The sequence below is a fragment of the Bradyrhizobium sp. USDA3516 genome (genome assembly GCF_057651995.1).
Map to the genome: position 1 here is coordinate 456,693 of NZ_JBYGYN010000001.1, position 20,175 is coordinate 476,867.

Genomic DNA, 20,175 nt, shown 5'->3' on the forward strand with positions numbered 1-20,175 from the left:
AGGGAACTCTGTCATTTGAGACGTACTCGATTCGTGCCAGATTACCGGACCGAGCGGGTCCGCTACTGACAGAGTGTTGGCAGGTAAGCACGTGGTAGTAGTCACTCTCTCTGTCTCCAAGGAAACTCGATGATCTCGAACTGGCTCGCGGCAGCACTGTCCCGCCGCAACATCCATTACGGCTGGGTGATGGTCGGCGTGACCTTCCTTGCCGCGCTGATCAGCGCCGGCACGGTCGGCGCGCCCGGCGTGTTCATCGTTCCCCTGCAGAAGGAATTCGGCTGGAGCACGGCGGAGATTTCCTCCGCGCTGTCGATCCGCTTCATCCTGTTCGGGCTGATGGCGCCGTTCGCGGCCGCCCTGCTCAACCGCTATGGCCTGCGCAACGTCACGCTGGCGGCACAGCTGATCGTGGTCTCCGCGCTCCTGCTCTCGCTCGGCATGACGGAAGTCTGGCAGCTCATTGCCCTCTGGGGCGTGGTGATCGGGATCGGCACCGGCATGACCGCCTTGGTGCTCGGCGCTACCATCGCGACGCGCTGGTTCGCGGCAAGGCGCGGCCTCGTCATCGGCATCATGACCGCGAGCGTTGCGACCGGCCAGCTCGTGTTCCTGCCGCTGCTGGCGAGCCTCACCGAACGCTACGGCTGGCGTCTCGCGCTCGGCCTGGTCTGCATCATGCTCGTTATTTCGGCGCTGGCGGTGCTGCTTGCGATGCGTGACCGGCCGAGCGACGTCGGCCTGCGGCCGTTCGGCGACGAAGGCACCGAGCCTTTGCCGGCGCCGCCGGTCAGCCACGGCTCGATCACGGGCATTGCGCTCGGCACGCTGCGCGACGCCTCGAGGTCGATGGCGTTCTGGATTCTGTTCGCGACCTTTTTCGTCTGCGGCGCCTCCACCAACGGGCTGGTGCAGGTGCACCTGATCCCGATGTGCCTCGATTTCGGCATCCCGCAGGTGCGGGCGGCGAGCCTACTCGCTGCGATGGGCATCTTCGACTTCTTCGGCACGATCATGTCGGGCTGGCTGTCGGACCGCTATGACAATCGCTGGCTCCTGTTCTGGTACTATGGCTTGCGCGGGCTCTCGCTGATCTTCCTGCCGTTCAGCGATTTCTCGTTCTACGGCCTCTCGGTGTTCGCGATGTTCTACGGCCTCGACTGGATCGCGACAGTACCGCCGACGGTGCGGCTCACCGCGCAGAAGTTCGGGCCCGAGCGCGCCAATCTGGTGTTCGGCTGGATCTTCGCCGGCCATCAGCTCGGCGCCGGCGCCGCGGCGTTCGGCGCCGGGTTCTCGCGCACGGTCTACCAGAGCTACCTGCCCGCCTTCTTCATCGCCGGTGCGCTCTGCGTGTTCGCGGCCTTGATCGTGCTGGCGCTGTCGCGACAGCCGAAACTGCAGCCGGCGGCGGCCTGAAGCCGGCTGACGACCCGATCGCGATGGTGACGCCGGACCAGGCGGCACCACCATCCGCAAGACGCGCTCGGCCACATTCCCGTTAGACTCCTCGCGCCAAACGTGGACAATGCCCTCCGCACGTCATCGTGCGCAGTGCACACCAAGATGCGCCAGAGGAAACAATGCCGGCTGCCTTCCCATCGTCCCCACCCGTCATCCCAACCGCCCCCTTGACGTCGGAGATGCGCGCTGCGTTGCGCGCGATCGTCGGCGAGAAAGGCCTGATCGAGGACGAGCAGGACAAGCAGCCGTTCGTGACGGATTGGCGCGGATTGCTGGTCGGCAGCGCCGGCGCCGTCATTCGCCCCGGGAGCACCGCAGAGGTCTCGAAAGTGGTCCGGCTCTGCCATGAGCATGGCGTGGCGATCGTGCCGCAGGGCGGCAACACCGGTCTGATGGGCGGGGCGACGCCCTGGCCTGCGCACACCGGCATCGTGCTGTCGCTCGGCCGCATGAACCGCGTGCTGGGGGTCGATCCCGTCGGCTATTCGATGACGGTCGAGGCCGGATGCGTGTTGCAGACGCTTCAGGAGACCGCGGCTGAGCACGACCGGTTCCTGCCGCTCAGCCTCGGTGCCCAGGGCTCCTGCATGATCGGCGGCAATCTCTCCACCAACGCCGGCGGCGTACAGGTGCTGCGCTACGGCAATGCCCGCAATCTCGTGCTGGGGCTCGAGGTCGTGCTGCCGAATGGCGAGGTCTGGAACGGGTTGCGCGCGCTCAAGAAGGACAACACCGGCTACGACCTCAAGCATCTGTTCATGGGCGCCGAGGGGACGCTGGGCATCATCACCAAGGCCGTGCTCAAGCTGTGGCCGGCGCCCAAGGACGTCTGCACGGCGTGGCTGGCGGTCCGCGATCCGCGCGCAGCGCTGGAAATCCTGTCCGAGGCGCACGCAGCGTCCGAGGACAATGTCGGCTCCTGCGAACTGCTCAGCCGAGCGGCCATCGACCTCGCCCTGCGCCACATTCCCGGCACGCAGGATCCGTTGAAGGCGGACACGCCCTGGTACCTCCTGCTGGAATGGTCGTCGGCGCGCCCGCGCCAGGATGGAACCGAGGGCATGTCCGGCAAGATGGAGCAGTTTCTCGCCGATCAGCTCGAAGCCGGCCGCGTGCTGGACGCGACGATCGCGCACACATTCGGTCAATCGCGCAACATGTGGCGCATCCGCGAAGCCATGGCGGAGGCCTCCCGTGCCGAGGGACCGGGGATCAGTTTCGACGTCTCGGTAGCGATCTCAGCGATTCCGGAGTTCATCGACAAGGGCCTCGAGGCCGTGCTCGACATTCTCCCGACCATCCGGCCCTATCCGCTCGGGCACATCGGCGACGGCAATCTGCACTTTTCGTTCATGGGGCCGAAGGGCATGGACCAGCAGACGCTGAACCAGTACACGGCCGCCATCACGCGCGCCGTGAACGATCTCGTCACCTCCATGGGCGGCTCGATCTCGGCGGAGCATGGTATCGGCATCGACAAGCTCGACGAGCTCAGCCACTACCGCTCCAAGACCGAGCTCGATATCATGCGCACCATCAAACGCGCGCTCGATCCGCACAACATCATGAATCCCGGCAAGGTGCTCCGGCTGTGATCGGCTCGGCGCCCGGCATTGGCGGGTCGCAAAGTTGTTGCGACCCGTCCGCCGTTTTTGGAGTGCTATCCTCTGTCCTCAAGCCACCGAGCCGCCGCGCGGGTTGACAACCGTATACCCTCGCAGCGAGCGCGCGTGGATTCGCGTCGCGCGCCCACCCGAGTTGGCGTCATAGGCCATCCAGACGTCGCCTCCGAGGTGCTGCTCAAGGACGAACACGTGTCCTCGTCGCGCAGCAACCATTCCCGGTGCGGGTGATGTCCGCGGAAAGCGGAGCCAATTGGACGCAAGATTTAATTCCGGCACGATACGGCCGAACACGCGCAGAGCCGCGCCGCAGCCGCAGAACGAGGAGGGACAACCGGCCGGACGGCCACCGACGACGCGAGCGCCGTGAGCGCCGGAGACAGTCGCCGGCGTGGTCGTGCTCCCAGCATCAGTCACCGTCAGTTGTGTCGAGCGGTACGCTTGCAGTGTGGGCCTGGAAATCAGCGAAGATCTGGAAGCCAGTGAGGGCCTGGAAGCCCGCTCGCGTCGCGTCTGCGAATAGGAGAAGTCGCAGGGCATGGTGACGTTGCATTCAGGAGCTTGATGAATGCGATAAGGGCGCGCTTCCGAAGCGACAGAACCCAGGATAACGAGGACGCACGCAGAAAATACTCGCTTGAACATTGCAGGACTCCAAATGAGAGACCCTGCCCCGGGCAAACAGACCAATAACAGTTTGGCTGAAATGGGCCTAAAGCGCGGCTGAAAATGGCTGCGACCGTGCGCCACGACTGCACGGTCTCATAGCCTACACGTAGCGCCTGAGACGATTAACTCGCAGCGCTCGAATGCTCGATCAGCGCGTCAAGCTCGCGGCGTGCAACCAAGTCGGTCCGCGCAAGGCAAGTATCCATCAGCGCTCCTCCTCCCCGCACTTCCCGGATCGCCAGAACTCGCTGCCGCTCATTGCATCATTGCGGCCGCGATCTTCTCCGCCGACATCAACACCGGAAAGTTGGTGTTGGCGCATGGCACTACCGGGAATATCGAGGCATCGACGACGCGCAGGCCCTGCACGCCCTTGACGCGGCCCTGATTGTCGACCACCGCCATCGGATCCTCAGTGCGGCCCATGCGGCATGAGCACGATGCGTGCCAGACGCCGATCGTCGCCTTGCGCACGAAAGCTTCCAGCGCCTCGTCGTCGTTCATCACCTGATCGAAGGTGAAGCCTTCGACGACGAAATTGTCGATCATGTAGTGACGCAAGCTTGCCGGCCCGTCCATCAGGGCCGCGGCGATCGCGGTGAGAATTTTGTTCCTGGTATTGACCACGCCGATCTTGCGGACGCGATCGGTATAGGCGGCCGGAAACGGCTTGTCCGTCACCTTCCTGACGACCTCACTCATCTGGATCGCTGCCATCTTGCGGAAACCGCTCATCAGGCGATCGAGATCGCGCCGGTCGGACAGCAGGTTGAACTCGACGATCGGCTCGGCCATGGGATCGCGCGAGGCGAGCCTGACCTGTCCGGTCTCGGAATAGGTCTTGTTGACGAAGGTCAGGAGCGAGCCGATCTGCGCGCCGACGGCGTGCCAGGCCGATTTGCTGATGACGACGACGAACATGTCGCCCTTGGGCACATCGGGCAGCCCGGAGGAGTAGCGCAGGCCGAGCTGCATGTGACGCCTGGTGTGCTCGTTCATGCGCGCGCCGCGGCGGACAAAGGACGACAGCGAGATCGAGGGATGATCCATCAGGCGCTGGCCGACGCCGGGCAGGGCCGCCAGCACCGGAATGCCCAGGTCCTTGAGATGACCAACGGGCCCGATGCCGGCGCGGAGCAGATGCGCCGGCGAATGAATGGCGCCGCTGGAGAGAATGATCTCGCGTCCGCGGAATTCCTGCTCGCGTCCGTCAACCATCGCCTTCACGCCCACGCAGCGCGTGCCTTCGAACAGCAGCTCTCGTACGACCGTGTTGGTGGAGATCGCAAGGTTCGCACGCGCGCGGGTGTCGCGATCGAGATAGCCCATCGCGGCCGAGACGCGTTGCTCGGCCTGGTTGGAATGCGTCACCGGGAAGAAGCCGTCGACGAATTCGCCGTTCTGGTCCGGCAGAAAGTGATGGCCGGCCTGCTGGAAGGCCTGCGCGAACGCCTCCGAATGCCGCGTCCAGTGCTCGCGCGGGATGCGGCGGACAGGGATCCGGCCGTCCTTGCCGTGATAGGGTCCGTCGAAATCGAGGTCGCGCTCCACCTTCTTGAAGAATGGCAGCACGTCGGCCCACGACCACCCCTCGGCGCCGCGCGCCTCCCATTCGTCGTAGTCGGTTGGGGCGCCGCGGTTGGCCATCTGCCCATTGATCGACGAGCCGCCGCCCAGCACGCGTGCCTGCTCGTATTTGCGCAGAGGCGGACGCGCTTCGTTCGGATTGTTGTGGCTGACGACTTGCGTCGTGACCTTGAGCTCGGTCCAGTGGAAGCGCGGATCGAAATAGGCGGTGCCGGGATAGCTGTCCCTGATTTCGGCCGGCTCATTGCCGGGTGGCGTGTCCTGGCCGGCTTCGCAGAGCAGGACATTGTTGGCGCTCCTGGCGGAGAGCCGGTGGGCCAGCACGGACCCCGCCGAGCCGCCGCCCACGATGATGAAGTCGTACACGATTGGCGCTTCCTCTTGTTCTTGTTGGGGGAACGTAGCGCGTTCCTGTTTTGAGGTCACGCCATCGCTGCCGCGACAAGATTGTCGCGGCAGTCAGATGATGGTTGATATCAAGGCCTGATCGAAAAGTTCTCCGGCGGCCCGGGCTTTCGCAGCGGCTCCGCCAGCCGGGCAAACTCGCACAGCAGCGAGCGCGTCTTTCTGGGATCGATGATCTCCTCGACCCAGAACTTTTCGGCCGAACGGAACGGCGAGCGGAGCTTGTTGAGCCGCTCCTCGATCTCCTTCAGCTTGGCCGCCTTGTCCTCGGCCGCGTCAATGTCGGCGCGGTAGGCGGCCTCGATGCCGCCCTCGAGCGGCAGCGAGCCCCAATAGGCCGACGGCCAGGCGTAACGGATCGAGAAGCGGTCCGCCGGCTGGTGCACGACACCGGCGACGCCGAACGCGTTGCGCAGGATCACGGTGCACCAGGGCACGGTGGTCTGATTGACCGCCGCCATGGCGCGGACGCCGTGGCGGATGGTGGCCGCCTTCTCCGCATCGAGGCCGATCATGAAGCCGGGGCAATCCATGAGATAGACGACCGGCAGGTGGAAGGTCTCGGCGAAGTCGACCCAGCGCACCACTTTCTGGCAGGCATCCGCGGTCCAGGATCCGCCATAATGGAAGCTGTCGCTGGCGAGCAGCAACACCGCCCTGCCCTCGAGCCGCGCGAGACCGACAATGATCGGCTTGCCGAAATTCTTGGCGACCTCGAAGAACGAGCCCTTGTCGACGACGGACTCGATGATCGGCCGCATCTTGTAGACCTGCTTGCGGTTGCGCGGCACCGCATTCATCAGCGCTTCGTCGCTGCGCTCGGGGCTGTCGGTGCAGGGCAAGGTCGGCGGCAGCTCGTAGACCGACGACGGCAGATAGGACAGGAAACGCCGCGCGCAGGCGAAGGCCTCCTCCTCGGTGTCGACGGCGTGATCGACCGCGCCGGCGCGAGTCTGGATGTCCGCGCCGCCAAGCTCCTCCTTGGTAAGATCCTGCCCCAGCGCCTTCACCACCGGCGGACCCGCGACGAACATCGCGGACTTCCGCGTCATGATGGAATAGTGGCTGGCGGCAAGTCGCGCGGCCCCCAAGCCAGCCACCGAGCCCAGGCCGAGCGCGACCACCGGCACGCGCGAGAGGTTCTCCGTCGTGAAGCGATACCAGCGCGTGCCGCCGACGCCGCCGGGCAGATTGGCCGCACCCTTGGTCTCGATGGTCTTGACCGAGCCGCCGCCGCCGGAGCCTTCGATGATGCGGACGATCGGCAGCCGGAAATCGTGCGCCATCTCCTCCGCCATCAGCGGCTTGGCGGAGATCGACGCATCCGCCGAGCCGCCGCGCACGGTGAAATCGTCACCGACCACGACAACGGTGCGGCCGTCGACGCGCGCGCGGCCGAACACGCAATTGGCCGGCGTGAGCTTCTTCAGATCGCCGCTGGAATCGTACTCGCCGATGCCGGAGACGGCACCGATCTCGTGAAAGCTGCCTTTGTCGATCAGCTTGTCGATACGCTCCCGAACAGTCAGCCGGCCCTGGTCATGCTGTCGCTTGACCTTGTCAACGCCGCCCATCTCCCGCGCGAAGGCTTCGCGCCGGGCGAGCTCGTCGAGTTCCGGCTTCCAGTTCATTCACTCCCTCCGAATGGATCGGCTTGTTATTGTTGTGCACGGCCATGGCGACCGGCTTACGCGAGATACGGTTGTTGAAGGCGTCGCCTTCCGCGCCTTCCATCAGGCTGCCGAGCGAGCGGCCCAGCTTGAGCATCAGCGGTGCGACTTCGTCGTGCAGACGCTGCTCGTCATACATCGCCGACAGAAGACCGATCGTGATGACCACGAAGGTCTGGTACTGCGGCGACCAGATCGGCACCGCGAGGCCGTTGATGTGCGGGCTCCAGAGGCCGCAGGCGACAACATAGCCGCGCTCGCGCAGCATCTGCCGGTTGGCCTCGATGCGGGGCTTGAGAATCTTCGCAGCCTCGGGCGCTTCCCGCTCCATGTCTGCGACGAAGGCGTCTCCGATTTCCGGCGCGAGCGCCGCGGTGTAGGCCGCACCCGCAGCGGTCGAGGCCATCGAGATGCGGCTGCCGGTGCCCTCGTGCAGGCCGAGCGCAGTCGCCGAGCGCGCGAACTGGAGATAGACGAGATGGAAGCGGTCGGGGACGACGAACCCGACGGTGCCCGGCAGCTGTTCGGCGACTTCCTGCAGCCGCTGGCGAATCATGCTGCGCAGCTGCGCGCCCTTCATCATCGAGGCGCTCATCGCGACCGCGCTCGGGCCGATGCGATACTTCTGATCGCGCGGGAGATACACGAGCTGGCCCATGCGGGTCAGCGTATGCGTGAGCCGCGACACCGTCGAGCGCGGCAGACCGCAGCGATTTGAAATCTCGAGATTGCCGAGTCGCGCCTCGTGGCCCTCGAAGCATCGCAATACGTCGAACGCGCGCGACACCACCTGGATCACATCACCCTCACCGGCTTCGCCAGCGAGCGCACCTTGCCTGCTCAACCGCTCCGAACGTCGTCCCATGATCCCTACCGTTGTGTTCCGCTCTGCGGAATTAAATTCCACTTGCAGACGACGCTACCTCAGGCATTTTGCGACGACAACAAAAAGGCGATGGCATGCCAGAAATTAAGATCGTCACGGAGGTCGCGGGACGCATCTGCGCAACTCCCGTGCAAGTTGGAGGAACCGTCGCGGATGGCGATGACGTTGTGGTGGTCGAAGCGATGAAGATGGAGATTCCGGTGCCCTCACCCGCAAACGGCACGATCACATCGCTTCTGGTGAAGGTCGACGACGTCGTGGCCGAGGGACAGGCGATCGCGATCGTCGCGAATTGAGTGCTGTATCCATTGTTTCCGCGACAATCTGTCAGCCGCGTTCGTGCATGCTCGGTGGAGCGTTGCCATCGCTTCATCGCGGTGACATGATCGGTTTCAAACAAACGTTGTTTCAAACAAAGAATGAAAATCTTCGCGCCAAAGCGAGGATCATTGGAGGGAAACATGCTTCGTGGGCTGCTCGTGCTCGCGCCTGCTTTGGTGGCGGGCATTTCTTTTGCGTCTACACGCTATTCGTTCGCCGAAGACATCAAGCTGCCGGCGACATTGACGTTCACCGCCTATGACACCGGCACCGCCGGCTTCAACATCGCGGTCGGCGTTGGCAAGATGATGAAGGACAAGTACGGCACCGACGTGCGCGTGCTCCCCGCAGGCAACGACGTCGCGCGCCTCGCGCCGCTGCGCGCCAAGCGCGCGGTGTCCGCAGCGATGGGATCAGGCACCTACTTCGCGCAGGAAGGCGTGTTCGAGTTCGGCTCGAAGGAATGGGGTCCGCAGCCGCTGCAGACCCTGCTCTCGACCGTCGACTGCAATTGCGCCTCGCTTGCGGTGGCCGCCGACACCGGTGTGAAGGAGCTGAAGGACCTCAAGGGCAAGCGCGTCGGCTTCGTGGTCGGCTCGCCCGCGCTCAACCAGAACTCGCTCGCGGTGCTCGCCTTCGCCGGGCTGACGCAAAAGGACGTCAAGGCCGTCGAGTTCGCCAGCTACGGCGCGATGTGGAAAGGGCTGATCAACAACGACGTCGATGCCGCCTTCGGCACCACCATCACCGGTCCCGCCAAGGAGGCCGAGGCTTCGCCGCGCGGGTTGATCTGGCCGCCGCTGCCCGCCAAGGACAAGGAGGGTTGGGCGCGGATGCAGAAGGTCGGCTCGTTCTTCTTCCCGCAGCTTGCGACCTGCGGCGCCGGCATCTCGCCGGAGAAGCCGATCGAGCTCGGCAATTATCCCTACCCAATCTTCGTCGCCTACGCCTCGCAACCGGCCGACCAGGTCTATGCGATCACCAAGGCGATGATCGTCAATTACGACGCCTACAAGGATTCCGCGCCTGGCGCCGGCGGCCTTGCGGCCGACCGCCAGACCAAGAACTGGGTGGTGCCGGTGCATCCCGGCGCAGTGAAGGCGTTGAAAGAGGCCGGGCAATGGAGCGACGCGCAGGAGGCGCACAACAACCAGTTGATCAAGCGTCAGGACGTGCTTGCGGCCGCGTGGGCCGATTACGGCAAGTCCAATCCACCTTCGGACGACAAGGCGTTCCTCGACGGCTGGACGAAGGCGCGTGCCGCGGCGCTGGCGAAAGCCGGCATGCCGAACGGGTTCGAGGAATAGAGCCAATGGGCTCGTGCTTGTTGCCAAGAGGGAGGTGCGCTCCCTCCCCCGCTTGCGGGGGAGGGCTGGGGAGAGGGTATCTCCACGGCGGGATTCCCCCAGAGGAGAGAGCCCTCACCCGGCGCTGCGCGCCGACCTCTCCCGCAAGCGGGAGAGGTTAAGCCAGCCGCCGCCGTATTCGATTCAACCAACAGCCATTCGCTATATTCTATACTACCAGCCCACGCGCGGGGTCGATGATGTCGTCCACTTCCACCACCACCGCCTCGCAAGACGAGCCCAAGCGGGTCGTGTTCGACGATCCGCATGGCGCCGCCGGCAACATGCAGGAAGCGGAAGTCACGCGCGTGCGCACGTTGCGCGGTGCGTGGCGCTGGACGTTGATTGTTGCCACCGCCGCGACGATCCTGCTCTGCATCAATCAGCAATTCTCGCTGCGCTTCTTCGTCGGATACACCCAGCTCAACACGGAATATTTCTATCTCCTGATCGCGTTGATGCTGCCGTTCACCTTCCTGATCTTCCCGGGCACCGAACGCGCCCCGCTCGACCGCGTTCCCTGGTATGACCTCATCTTGTTCGTCGCGACCTTCGCGGCGGCACTCATACTGATGTCCAACGTCCGCAAGGCGGCGGAGGCCGGCTGGGAATTCGGCGGCGCGCCCAACACGGTGATCGCCGCAGGCCTCGTGATGTGGGTGATGCTGATGGAGGCGCTGCGTCGCACCGGCGGCTGGAGCCTGCTCCTCAGCGTGCTGCCCTTCACGCTCTATCCGCTGTTCGCCGAGGCTGGCTGGCTCGGGCCGTTCCGCGGCACGCAATCGACGCTGGAGCAGGCGACCGCCTATCACGTGCTCTCCGGCGAGAGCCTGCTCGGCATTCCCATCCAGGCCTTCGCCGACACCGTGATCGGCTTTCTGGTGTTCGGCACCGCGCTGATGATGACGGGCGCCGGAAAATTCTTCATCAATCTTTCCTTCGCCATGTGCGGCACCTTTCGCGGCGGCGCGGCAAAAGTCTGCATCTTTGCCAGCGGCCTGCTCGGCATGATGTCGGGCTCGATCATCTCCAACGTGCTCACCGCCGGCACCATGACCATCCCCGTGATGAAGAAGAGCGGTTTTCGCGCTTCTTATGCCGCCGCGATCGAGGCCTGCGCCTCGACCGGCGCGGTGCTGGCGCCGCCAGTGATGGGCGCAACCGCCTTCGTGATCGCGCAATTCCTCAACGTCAGCTACGCGGAAGTCGCGATCGCCGCGATCATCCCGGCGGCGCTCTACTACATCGGCTTGTTCATGCAGGTCGATACCTACGCCGCGCGTCACGGGCTGAAGGGCATCCCCCGCGCCGACCTGCCGCGGGTGATGGATACGATCAAGGACGGCTGGTACTACGTCTTCGTCATCGCGCTGCTGATCGTGATGCTGCTCCATTTCAAGCGCGAGAGCCACGCGCCGTTCTACGCCACCGCGCTGCTCCTCGTGCTCAACCAGCTCTTCTCGAAGGACACGCGCTGGACATTTGCGACGATCGGCAAGTTCCTGGAAGTCAATGGCCGCACTTTCGTCGAACTGGTCGGCATCCTCGCCGGTTGCGGCCTCTTGATCGGCGCATTCTCTATGACCGGCGTGGTGTCGAGCCTTGCCAACGACCTCCTGCACATCGCCGGCGACAACGCCTTCCTGCTGCTCGGCATGTGCGCGCTCACCAGCCTCATTCTCGGCCTCGGGCTGACGACGACGGCCTGCTACATTTTCCTCGCCATCCTGGTCGCGCCCGCGCTGGAGAAGCTCGGGCTCAACCGCATGGCCGTGCACATGTTCATCTTCTACTGGGGCATGCTGTCGTCGATCACCCCCCCGGTCGCGATCGCCTCCTTCGCGGCCGCCGGCATCGCCGGCTCGCCGGCCATGAAGACCGGCTGGGAATCGATGTGGGTCGGCAGCATCATCTATTTCATCCCGTTCTTCTTCGTTTTGAATCCGGCGCTGGTGCTGCAGGGCCCCGCCCCGTATCTCGCCGGGCTCGGCCTGATGGGCCTCGCCGCCTTCGGCACGCTGTTCATCTGCGGCGGCATCCAGGGCTACCAACCCTTCGTCGGGGACTTGCGCGGCACGGGCAGCCTGGAATGGCCCATCCGTGTGCTGCTGGTGATCGGCGGCTTCGTGGTGGCGACCCCGGGCGGCGGCATCATGCCGTTGTCGCAGATGCAGGTGACGCTGCTCGGCCTCGGCATCCTGCTGCCGACGATCCTGATCGCGCTTCTCCTGGTCCGGCGCCAGCCTGTGATTCCCGACGGGTTGCGCGTACCCTGATTGCGTTGCACAAGGGAGGCGATGAAACCGCTCTCGCCTCTCGCCACCGCCTGGACCCGTTCGAAGCCGCCCTTGCTGCGGTTTCTGGACAATTGCCTCAGCGAATTCTCCGCCGAGACCTCGGGCCATGTCGCCGATTACATTCCTGAGCTCGGCAAGGCCGACCCTGCCTATTTCGGCATCAGCCTGGCGACGCTGGACGGCCATGTCTACGAAGTCGGCGACAGCCAGGTGCCCTTCACCATCCAGTCAATGTCGAAACCCTTCGTGTTCGCGCTGGCGCTGGACCTGCTCGGCGCCGGCAAGGTCGAAGGCGCGATCGGCGTCGAGCCCTCCGGCGATCCCTTCAACTCGATCCGGCTCAATTCCGAGAACCATCCGTTCAACCCGATGGTCAATGCCGGCGCGATCGCCTGCACCGGGCTAATCTACGACAGCAAGGGGGCGGAGGCGTTCGAGCAGATCCGCCTTGCGCTCAGCCGTTTTGCAGGACGCGACCTTTCCGTCGACGAGGCGGTCTATGCATCCGAAAGCCAGACCGGCGACCGCAACCGCGCCATCGGCTATCTGCTCAAGACCAACGCGGTGATCTCGGACAACGTCGCCGGCGTGCTCGACGTCTATTTCCGGCAATGCGCCGTGCTGGTGACCGCGCGCGACATCGCGGTGATGGCGGCAACGCTCGCCAATCGCGGCATCAATCCGGTCACCGGCGAGCAGGTGCTGAGTCCTTACGCGATCTCGCGCACCCTTTCGGTGATGACGTCGTCGGGCATGTACGACTATGCCGGCGAGTGGATCTACCGCATCGGCATCCCCGCCAAGAGCGGCGTCGGCGGCGGCATCCTGGCCGCGCTCCCTGCCCGCCTCGGCCTCGGCAGCTATTCGCCGAAGCTCGACAAGCACGGCAACAGCGTGCGCGGCATCAAGGTCTGCGAGGCGCTGTCCTCGCATTACGACCTGCATATGCTCAACCGCAGCGACGACGCGCGCAACGCCGTCATCGCCGACTACGACATCGGCAAGAGCCCGTCGCGCCGCGTGCGCCGCCCGCAGGAGCGCGAGATCCTGGCGGCCCACGAGCAGGACGTGCGGATCATCGAGCTGGTCGGCACGCTGTCGCTGTCGGCGGTCGACTACGTCTCGCGCCGGCTCGCGGGGCGGCCGCGGCCGCAATTCGTGATCTTCGATCTGCACCGCGTGACCTCGACCACGCGGGCCGGCGCACGGCTCGTGGCCGAAGCCTTCGAGGAATTGGCCGCGCTGAACGTCACGGTGGTCTTGTCGGGCGTTCGGCGCGCCTCCAAGGAATGGAATACGTTGCGCGAATGGACCGCTGAGCTGAAGAACGTGCGCGACTTCTATCTGCTCGATACCGCGATCGAATGGGCCGAAGATCAGATCGTCTATCGCTACGGCGGCTCGATCGATTTTCACGAGACCACCGAGCTTGCCGAGCAGCCCCTGCTGACCGGGCTGAGCGAGGAAGAGCTGACGGATCTCGCTTCACTCTGCACCATCAGGACCTATCAATCCGGCGCGAAGATCCTCACGGCCGGCGACCCCGCCGATGCCCTGTACTTCCTGCGCAGCGGCGCCGTGCACGTCACCTTGCCCGACGGCGTCAGGCTGGCGACGCTCACCGCCGGCATGGCGTTCGGCGAGATGGCGCTGCTGGAACAGACCCGCTCCGCCGACGTGTTCGCCGACATGGCAGCGACGGCATGCGAGGTGCCGCTGAAGGATTTCGAGCGCTTCCGCAAGCAGCACCCCCGCGCCAGCGAATGCATCATGCGTAACCTGGCCCAGCTCCTGGCCGACCGCCTGATCGTCGCCAACGCCAGGGTGGATATCCTGACCTCGGCATGAGCAATGGCGGTGGCTCTTCACCTCTCCCCGTTGGGGAGAGGTGAAGAGCGCCCGCGGCTCACATCTTGCCCTAACGGCTCGCCGCTTCGCTGATACGTCGCTTGATCTTGGCGGCGCTGGCATCGAGCAGCGCGGATGGCTGCTGGCCGGTGGCGGCGCACAGGCAGGCCCAGTAGTAGACGACATCGCCGAGCTCTTCGACGAGACCCGCCTTGTCGAGCCAATCGTCGCGCAAGAGCTTCTTGATGTGCTCGGCGACCTCGCCGGCCTCGCCGGCAAGGCCGAGACCGAGATAGGACAGCCGCTCGTTGGACGGGTGCTCTTCGACTTTCGCAATGGTTGCGGCCCAGGCCGCATATTCGTCGATCGTCATCGGCATCCCTCGCGCTTAGCGTCTAGAGATTCGGTTCTGATTGAATGAGAACCGAATCTCTAGATTCTTGTTTTGACGCGTTTTCTTGACGCGAACCGGTGCCACTTCGCTCGAAAACGCTTTAGTCAGCCCACCACTTCGGTGACGGGCTGAAGATCGATCTCGAAAGTCTCCAGGAATTTCGACGTCATGATGTAGAAGCCGACCGAGAGCTGGAGCTCGACCAGCGCGGCCGGCGTCAGCTTCGATGCGATCGCCTTGAAGGTCGCATCCGTCGGCTTCTTCAGCTGCACGACCTCGTCGGTGAAGGCGAGCGCGGCGCGCTGCACCTCGTCGAAGCAGGACGCGGCCTGCCAGTTCTCGAGCGCCTCGTTCTGCTCGTCGGTGACGCCGACATTCTTGCCGATGCGCTTGTGCGCGACGATCTCATAGGGTGCCTCGCACAGGATGCCGGTACGGGTGATCGCAAGCTCGCGCACGATAGGGTCGAGCTCGCCCTTGTGCCTGATGGCGCCCCCGAGGCGGCAATATTGCTCAAAGTAACTCGGCGAATGCGCCATCATCCGGAAGATGTTGGCATGACGGTTCTTGTCGAGGATTTCACGGGTGCGGTCGGACGCCTTGGACGGGTCGCTGTACTGAATGCGGGCCATGATTTTCCTGAAGTTTTCCCTGATCTTTTGATGCTTCTTGTCGCCATCGGCGAAGGTTCCCGAAGACTCTATTCGCGCGCGGACGCAGGAGCAACATCATCGAGTCAAATTGCCGCCGCATTGCTGATCGACCCTGACACAGTCGATACTCGCCGCGTGGGGACAAATCGCGGCGGATACTCGCAAGGGGTGTTCCGAGTAAAAACAATTGGCCGTCGTGTGCGCTCACCGCGCAACGATGAGTCACGCCCAGGTCTAGGGAGAAAACGGCATGAAGGAAGCCACCAAGGGGGCAGCCTCGGGAGCGCTCGCGCATATGCTGGCGGTGACGGCGATGCTCGTCATCGCCAGCATCTTGTTCTACGGGCGTTAGAGTATTTCGTTTGCGCATGATCTTTTTGGAAAACCGCTTCACACTTTTCCGGATCATGCGCTCAGCGTTTCCGTCATTCCGGGGTGGCCCTCGCACAGGCCAGGCCCAGAATACCCGTTCCAGGCTCGGTCACATGACCGCCCCCGAATGACGGAGCCACACTTATTTCAATTTGGCGAAGAACGGCACCAGCTTGCCGGCAAACGGCTTGAAGCTCGCGACAACCGAATCGCCGATGGCAAGATCGTTCTCGCCATGGGCCATCATGCGAAAACCCTCGGCGCAGTCGACCAGCAGGATGGTGTAGGGCACGTGCGCGCGCGTCTCGGGCGTTGCCGCGCGGCAGACCAACGAGGTCGCATACACCCTGCCCTTGCCGCTGGCGCGCTGCTCGCGCGGGCCGGATGCACCGCAGGTCGCGCAGAAGGCCCGATGAAAATACTGTACATGCCCGCATGCGGTGCAGGTCTGGTAGGTGATGACCTCTTCACCCTTGGTCCAGTCCGCCAGACGCTCGCTCATCTGACCCGCTCCAGGAACATGCTGACGTGAGACGACAGCACGCCGCCGTCGCCGTGCAGCAGTGCAATCGAGGCATCGCGCACCTGGCGGGTGGCCGCTCGTCCCGTCATCTGCAAATGCGCCTCGACGAGATGCGCCATGGCGCCGCCGACGCCGCAATGACCGTAGCTGAGCAGGCCGCCATGGGTATTCAGCGGCATCGCGCCGTCACGGCTGAAATGGCCGGCGCGCACGCGCGCGGCCGCCTCGCCGCGGCCGGCAAGCCCGAGGTCTTCCAGCAGCATCGCAAGCGTGATCGTAAAGCTGTCGTAGATCGCGGCATAGCGCACGTCGGAAATCGCCAGGCCCGTGGCCTGCTTCGCGCGGGCGATGGAGATCTCGGCGCCGAGCTCGCTGAGCGCCGGCGCTGCCGTGACATGCTGATGGGTGTGGGCCTGCGCGCAGCCGCGGATGCGCACTCCGGCCTCTCCGGTCCGCTCGCGGCTGACGACGAACGCGGCGCCGCCGTCGGAGACCGGGCAGCAATCGAGCAGCTTGAGCGGCAGCGCCACTGGCTTGGAGGCCATGACGTCGGCGACATTGATGGGATCGTGGAATTGCGCGCCGGGATGGGCGCAGGCGTGGGCACGCATCAGCACCGCGAATTCGGCGAGATCCTCTTCGGTCACGCCGTATTCGTGCATGTACCTGCTGGCAACGAGGCCGTAATAAGCGGGAATGGTGGGTCCTAACGGCACCTCGTAATCGGGATGACCGACCTGCGCCAGCGCCTGGATCGAGGCATCGCGGCTCTGTCCGGTGAGGCGGTTCTCGCCGGCAACGACCAGAACGTTGCGACAGACGCCTGACGCGACGAGATGATGTGCAAGCATCGTCATCGCAAGACCCGTGGCGCCGCCGACCTGGACGGCATGGGCGTAGGACGGGCGGATGCCAAAATGCTCGGCGAACACGGTGGCGAGCATGATGTGCGGGGAGACGGTGGAGTAGCCGCAGAGGATGCCGTCGATGTCGGTGCGCTTCAATCCGGCATCGTCGAGCGCGACTTGCGCGGCCTCGCTCATCAGGTCGAGCGAGGATGAGCCTTCATGCTTGCCGAACGACGTGAGGCCGACGCCGGTGATGAAGCTCATGGTGCACTCTCTCCGCTGTCATTCCGGGGCGCGACGAAGTCGCGAGCCCGGAATCCATCGAACGGCCTATGCGGAGGATGAATGGATTCCGGGCTCGCGCCCAAGTGGGCGCGCCTCGGAATGACGGATGAGAGAGTTGTGGTCATCTCCACTCCCCCTACTCCGGCGCGTCACGCGTGACGCCGTCGCGCACCATGGCCGCGATCTCGTCGGCGGAATAGCCGATCTCGCGCAAAATCTCGGCGCCGTGCTCGTTGAGCCGCGGCGCCAGGCGTACCGGTTCGGCTTCGGTCTCGGACCAGGTCGCGGTCACCTTCATGCTGCGGATGGGACCTTCGGTCGGATGTGTCACCACCGGGAAAAAGCCGGTCGCCTCCAGATGCGGATCGTGCAGGATCGAGGCGAGATCGTGCATCGGCATCACAGGCACGTCGGCTTTCGTCAGCAGGTCGATCCACTCGGCCGTGGTCCGCGTCTCGAAGATGCGCGCGAGCTCGGCGTAGACCTCATTGATATTGGCGGCGCGGCCGGCGAAAGTCGCGAATTTGGGATCGGCGCGCAGATCGTCGCGCCCGGTGGCCTTGAAGAAATTCTCCCACTGCTTGTCGTTGTAGACGATGACGCTGAGATAGCCATCCGAGGTCTTGTAGGGCCTCCGGTCGCGCGAGAGATGGCGGGCATAGCCGCCCTTGTCGAGCGGCGGCTCGAAGGTGAGCCCGCCCATGTGATCGCCCATGACGAAGCCGGCCATGGTCTCGAACATCGGAATGTCCAGACGCTGGCCACGGCCGGTGCGGTCGCGATGCACGAGGCTGGCGCAGATCGCCCCGACCGCGGTGAGGCCGACGATACGATCCACGAGCGCGTTCGGCACATAACGCGGCACGCCGTCGCCGGTCTGCGCCATCAGCGCCGGCAACGCGGTGGCGCCCTGGATCAGATCGTCGTAGGCGGGTTTGGCTGCATAGGGCCCGTCCTGGCCGAAGCCGAACACGCCGGCATAGACCAGGCGCGGGTTGACGGCGGAGACGACGTCGTAGCCGAGCTGAAGCCGCGCCATGGCCTGCGGGCGGACGTTGTAGACCAAGACGTCCGCGTCCTTCAAAAGCCGCAGCACGGCTTCGCGCCCCGCAGGCTTCTTCAGATCGAGACAGATCGAGCGCTTGCTGCGGTTGGTGTTGAGGAACACCGGTCCCATGCCGGCGTGACGCATCGGTCCGATCAGGCGGGTGACGTCGCCGTCCAGCGATTCCACCTTGATGATTTCGGCACCGCAATCGCCGAGCATCTGGGTCGCATAAGGCCCCATCAGCACGGTGGTCATGTCGATGACCTTGATGCCCTTCAGCGGCCCCATCGTTCGCTCCCGGTCGCGCGGGGGCCCAACTGCCCTCGCTGTTTCGGTCCAGCTAACGGCAGCGCCGCCGCGCGCGCAAGGGCGGGCAGCGTATGGCGGCATGCGCCGCGGGGCCGACGTCGGCCGCTATTTCTTCCGGCGGGATTCCCGGATCTTCAGAAGCCGCTCGAGCTCGTCATTCTGCTGGTTGATCCGGTCGGCGATGCGCGACTCGCTCTGCTCGCCCGAGGCGGCAGCGGCCTGCTCAATGAGCTGGCGGATATTGTCCTCGAGGATCGCGATGCGATCGTTGAGTGCGTCCATCGAGAGTGAATCTTCGTAATTAGTGCTCATGATGCATTTCCCGCAAAATCAATCAGAGCATTAAGGGGGCCGCGCGAGCCCACCATGATCTAACGCAAAGAAAAGGTGGGCACGGCGCACGGCGCCTTAGCCCACCCTACGAGAGCCTACTTCAGCGGCTCCAGGACGGAGACGTAGTTGGCGACGGCTGCGCCCCCCATGTTGAAGATGCCGCCGAGCTTGGCGTTCTTGAGCTGCATGCCCTCGGGCGCCTGGCCCGCGAGCTGCATCGCGGTCATCACGTGCATGGAGACGCCGGTGGCGCCGATCGGATGGCCCTTGGCCTTGAGGCCGCCGGACGGATTGACCGGCAGCTTGCCGTCCTTGAGCGTCCAGCCCTCCTTGATGGCGCGGGCGCCTTGCCCCTTCGGCGTCAGGCCCATGGCTTCGTACTCGATCAGCTCTGCCACGGTGAAGCAGTCATGGGTCTCGACAAAGGAGAGATCGCTCAGCGTGACACCGGCCTTCTCCAGTGCGCGCTGCCAGGCGACCGTGCAGCCTTCGAACTGCAGGATGTCGCGCTTACTCATCGGCAGGAAATCCTGGGCGTGCGCAGTGGCGCGGAAGCCGATCGACTTGGTCATGCCCTTGGCGGTTTCGGCATCGGCCAGCACCAGGGCGGCGGCACCGTCGGAGACCAGCGAGCAGTCGGTGCGCTTCAGGGGGCCGGCGACGTAGGGGTTCTTCTCGCTCTCGGCACGGCAGAAGTCGAAGCCGAAGTCCTTGCGCATCTGGGCGAAGGGATTGGCGACGCCGTTCTTGTGGTTCTTGGCCGCGATCAGCGCCAGGGCATCGGACTGGTCGCCGTATTTCTGGAAATAGGAGCTGGCGATCTTGCCGAACACGCCGGCGAAGCCGCCGACCGTATCGCCGTCCTCGGGCAGGTAGGAGGCCTTGAGCAGGTTCTTGCCGATCTCCGGGCCGGGGGTGCGGGTCATCTGCTCGACGCCGACGACCAGCACGATTCTGGCGGCCCCCGCGGCGATCGCGCGCAGGCCCTGATGCACGGCGGCGGATCCCGTGGCGCAGGCGTTCTCGACACGAGTCGCCGGCTTGAAGCGCAGCTTGGGATCGGCCTGCAGCACCAGCGACGCCGTGAAATCCTGCGGCGAGAAGCCGGCGTTGAAATGGCCGAGCACGATCTCGTCGACGTCGGAAGCCGAAATCCCGGCATCCGCGAGCGCCTCGTTGGCGACGCGGGTGACGAGGCTTTCGACGGTTTCGGTGTCGAACTTGCCGAACGGCGTATGCGCCCATCCGACGATGCTGGCGGTCATGGTCGTCTCTCCCTGCAGGTCTTGTCCTGA

At 64.7% G+C, this 20,175-nt stretch carries 16 protein-coding genes; 6 read left to right on the forward strand and 10 right to left on the reverse strand.

Annotation, left to right across the window (positions count from 1 at the left end; translation table 11 throughout):
- Nucleotides 1-129: 129 nt before the first annotated feature.
- Both AC24YW_RS02445 and AC24YW_RS02450 read left to right on the forward strand, forming a co-directional pair.
- Nucleotides 130-1,419: an MFS transporter gene (locus AC24YW_RS02445; RefSeq protein ID WP_487481205.1), complete on the forward strand. Its 1,290-nt coding sequence runs from the start codon at nt 130-132 to the stop codon at nt 1,417-1,419.
- A gap of 164 nt (nt 1,420-1,583) precedes the next feature.
- A complete protein-coding gene (locus tag AC24YW_RS02450; RefSeq protein WP_487481206.1) occupies nt 1,584-3,059 on the forward strand; it encodes an FAD-binding oxidoreductase in 1,476 nt (491 codons plus the stop codon).
- Nucleotides 3,060-4,010: 951 nt separating this feature from the next.
- Here the strand turns inward: AC24YW_RS02450 and AC24YW_RS02455 are convergent.
- The 3 genes from AC24YW_RS02455 to AC24YW_RS02465 form a co-directional block, all read right to left on the reverse strand.
- Nucleotides 4,011-5,708, reverse strand: a complete 1,698-nt coding sequence (locus AC24YW_RS02455; protein WP_487481207.1) for a GMC family oxidoreductase — start codon at nt 5,706-5,708, stop codon at nt 4,011-4,013.
- Nucleotides 5,709-5,818: 110 nt separating this feature from the next.
- Nucleotides 5,819-7,378 (reverse strand): acyl-CoA carboxylase subunit beta, encoded by a 1,560-nt coding sequence (locus tag AC24YW_RS02460; RefSeq protein ID WP_487481208.1) that lies wholly within the window; start codon nt 7,376-7,378, stop codon nt 5,819-5,821.
- Entirely contained in the window at nt 7,308-8,282 is a 975-nt protein-coding gene (locus tag AC24YW_RS02465) for an IclR family transcriptional regulator (RefSeq protein ID WP_487481209.1), read from the reverse strand. The genes AC24YW_RS02460 and AC24YW_RS02465 overlap by 71 nt, the downstream gene beginning before the upstream one ends.
- Nucleotides 8,283-8,377: 95 nt before the next feature.
- Here AC24YW_RS02465 and AC24YW_RS02470 point away from each other — a divergent pair, with 95 nt between their 5' ends.
- The 4 genes from AC24YW_RS02470 (at nt 8,378) to glsA (ending at nt 14,115) form a co-directional block, all read left to right on the forward strand.
- Nucleotides 8,378-8,599 carry a biotin/lipoyl-containing protein gene (locus tag AC24YW_RS02470; RefSeq protein ID WP_197947040.1) on the forward strand — a complete coding sequence of 74 codons (222 nt, stop codon included), beginning with the start codon at nt 8,378-8,380 and terminating at the stop codon, nt 8,597-8,599.
- A 165-nt stretch (nt 8,600-8,764) separates the two neighbouring features.
- The gene (locus tag AC24YW_RS02475; protein WP_487481210.1) at nt 8,765-9,931 is read left to right on the forward strand and encodes a TAXI family TRAP transporter solute-binding subunit; all 1,167 of its coding nucleotides are present in this window, start codon (nt 8,765-8,767) and stop codon (nt 9,929-9,931) included.
- A gap of 239 nt (nt 9,932-10,170) precedes the next feature.
- Nucleotides 10,171-12,246, forward strand: coding sequence for a TRAP transporter permease (locus AC24YW_RS02480; RefSeq protein ID WP_487481211.1), 2,076 nt, complete (start codon nt 10,171-10,173; stop codon nt 12,244-12,246).
- A 21-nt stretch (nt 12,247-12,267) separates the two neighbouring features.
- A complete protein-coding gene (gene glsA, locus AC24YW_RS02485) occupies nt 12,268-14,115 on the forward strand; it encodes a glutaminase A (protein ID WP_487481212.1) in 1,848 nt (615 codons plus the stop codon).
- A gap of 70 nt (nt 14,116-14,185) precedes the next feature.
- On the opposite strand, the gene AC24YW_RS02490 is transcribed toward glsA, so the two are convergent.
- From AC24YW_RS02490 to AC24YW_RS02520, 7 genes are all read right to left on the reverse strand, one after another.
- On the reverse strand, nt 14,186-14,488 hold the full coding sequence (locus tag AC24YW_RS02490) for a nucleoside triphosphate pyrophosphohydrolase family protein (RefSeq protein WP_172786333.1): 303 nt from the start codon (nt 14,486-14,488) through the stop codon (nt 14,186-14,188).
- Between the two features lie 125 nt (nt 14,489-14,613).
- Entirely contained in the window at nt 14,614-15,141 is a 528-nt protein-coding gene (locus tag AC24YW_RS02495; RefSeq protein ID WP_487481213.1) for a carboxymuconolactone decarboxylase family protein, read from the reverse strand.
- Between the two features lie 535 nt (nt 15,142-15,676).
- Entirely contained in the window at nt 15,677-16,036 is a 360-nt protein-coding gene (locus tag AC24YW_RS02500; RefSeq protein WP_487481214.1) for a Zn-ribbon domain-containing OB-fold protein, read from the reverse strand.
- Nucleotides 16,033-17,169 (reverse strand): thiolase family protein, encoded by a 1,137-nt coding sequence (locus AC24YW_RS02505; protein WP_487481215.1) that lies wholly within the window; start codon nt 17,167-17,169, stop codon nt 16,033-16,035. The genes AC24YW_RS02500 and AC24YW_RS02505 overlap by 4 nt, the downstream gene beginning before the upstream one ends.
- Before the next feature lie 157 nt (nt 17,170-17,326).
- Nucleotides 17,327-18,526 carry a CaiB/BaiF CoA transferase family protein gene (locus AC24YW_RS02510; protein ID WP_487481216.1) on the reverse strand — a complete coding sequence of 400 codons (1,200 nt, stop codon included), beginning with the start codon at nt 18,524-18,526 and terminating at the stop codon, nt 17,327-17,329.
- 126 nt (nt 18,527-18,652) lie between these two features.
- Nucleotides 18,653-18,859 (reverse strand): hypothetical protein, encoded by a 207-nt coding sequence (locus AC24YW_RS02515; protein ID WP_487481217.1) that lies wholly within the window; start codon nt 18,857-18,859, stop codon nt 18,653-18,655.
- Nucleotides 18,860-18,975: 116 nt separating this feature from the next.
- Entirely contained in the window at nt 18,976-20,145 is a 1,170-nt protein-coding gene (locus AC24YW_RS02520) for an acetyl-CoA acetyltransferase (RefSeq protein WP_487481218.1), read from the reverse strand.
- Nucleotides 20,146-20,175 lie beyond the last annotated feature (30 nt).

Bases quoted from the DNA above. Each gene is read 5' to 3' on its own strand.
- AC24YW_RS02445 (WP_487481205.1), top strand. From the start codon at position 130: ATGATCTCGAACTGGCTCGCGGCAGCACTGTCCCGCCGCAACATCCAT.
- AC24YW_RS02450 (WP_487481206.1), top strand. From the start codon at position 1,584: ATGCCGGCTGCCTTCCCATCGTCCCCACCCGTCATCCCAACCGCCCCC.
- AC24YW_RS02460 (WP_487481208.1), bottom strand. From the start codon at position 7,378: ATGAACTGGAAGCCGGAACTCGACGAGCTCGCCCGGCGCGAAGCCTTC.
- AC24YW_RS02465 (WP_487481209.1), bottom strand. From the start codon at position 8,282: ATGGGACGACGTTCGGAGCGGTTGAGCAGGCAAGGTGCGCTCGCTGGC.
- AC24YW_RS02470 (WP_197947040.1), top strand. From the start codon at position 8,378: ATGCCAGAAATTAAGATCGTCACGGAGGTCGCGGGACGCATCTGCGCA.
- AC24YW_RS02475 (WP_487481210.1), top strand. From the start codon at position 8,765: ATGCTTCGTGGGCTGCTCGTGCTCGCGCCTGCTTTGGTGGCGGGCATT.
- AC24YW_RS02480 (WP_487481211.1), top strand. From the start codon at position 10,171: ATGTCGTCCACTTCCACCACCACCGCCTCGCAAGACGAGCCCAAGCGG.
- glsA (WP_487481212.1), top strand. From the start codon at position 12,268: ATGAAACCGCTCTCGCCTCTCGCCACCGCCTGGACCCGTTCGAAGCCG.
- AC24YW_RS02490 (WP_172786333.1), bottom strand. From the start codon at position 14,488: ATGACGATCGACGAATATGCGGCCTGGGCCGCAACCATTGCGAAAGTC.
- AC24YW_RS02495 (WP_487481213.1), bottom strand. From the start codon at position 15,141: ATGGCCCGCATTCAGTACAGCGACCCGTCCAAGGCGTCCGACCGCACC.
- AC24YW_RS02500 (WP_487481214.1), bottom strand. From the start codon at position 16,036: ATGAGCGAGCGTCTGGCGGACTGGACCAAGGGTGAAGAGGTCATCACC.
- AC24YW_RS02505 (WP_487481215.1), bottom strand. From the start codon at position 17,169: ATGAGCTTCATCACCGGCGTCGGCCTCACGTCGTTCGGCAAGCATGAA.
- AC24YW_RS02510 (WP_487481216.1), bottom strand. From the start codon at position 18,526: ATGGGGCCGCTGAAGGGCATCAAGGTCATCGACATGACCACCGTGCTG.
- AC24YW_RS02515 (WP_487481217.1), bottom strand. From the start codon at position 18,859: ATGAGCACTAATTACGAAGATTCACTCTCGATGGACGCACTCAACGAT.
- AC24YW_RS02520 (WP_487481218.1), bottom strand. From the start codon at position 20,145: ATGACCGCCAGCATCGTCGGATGGGCGCATACGCCGTTCGGCAAGTTC.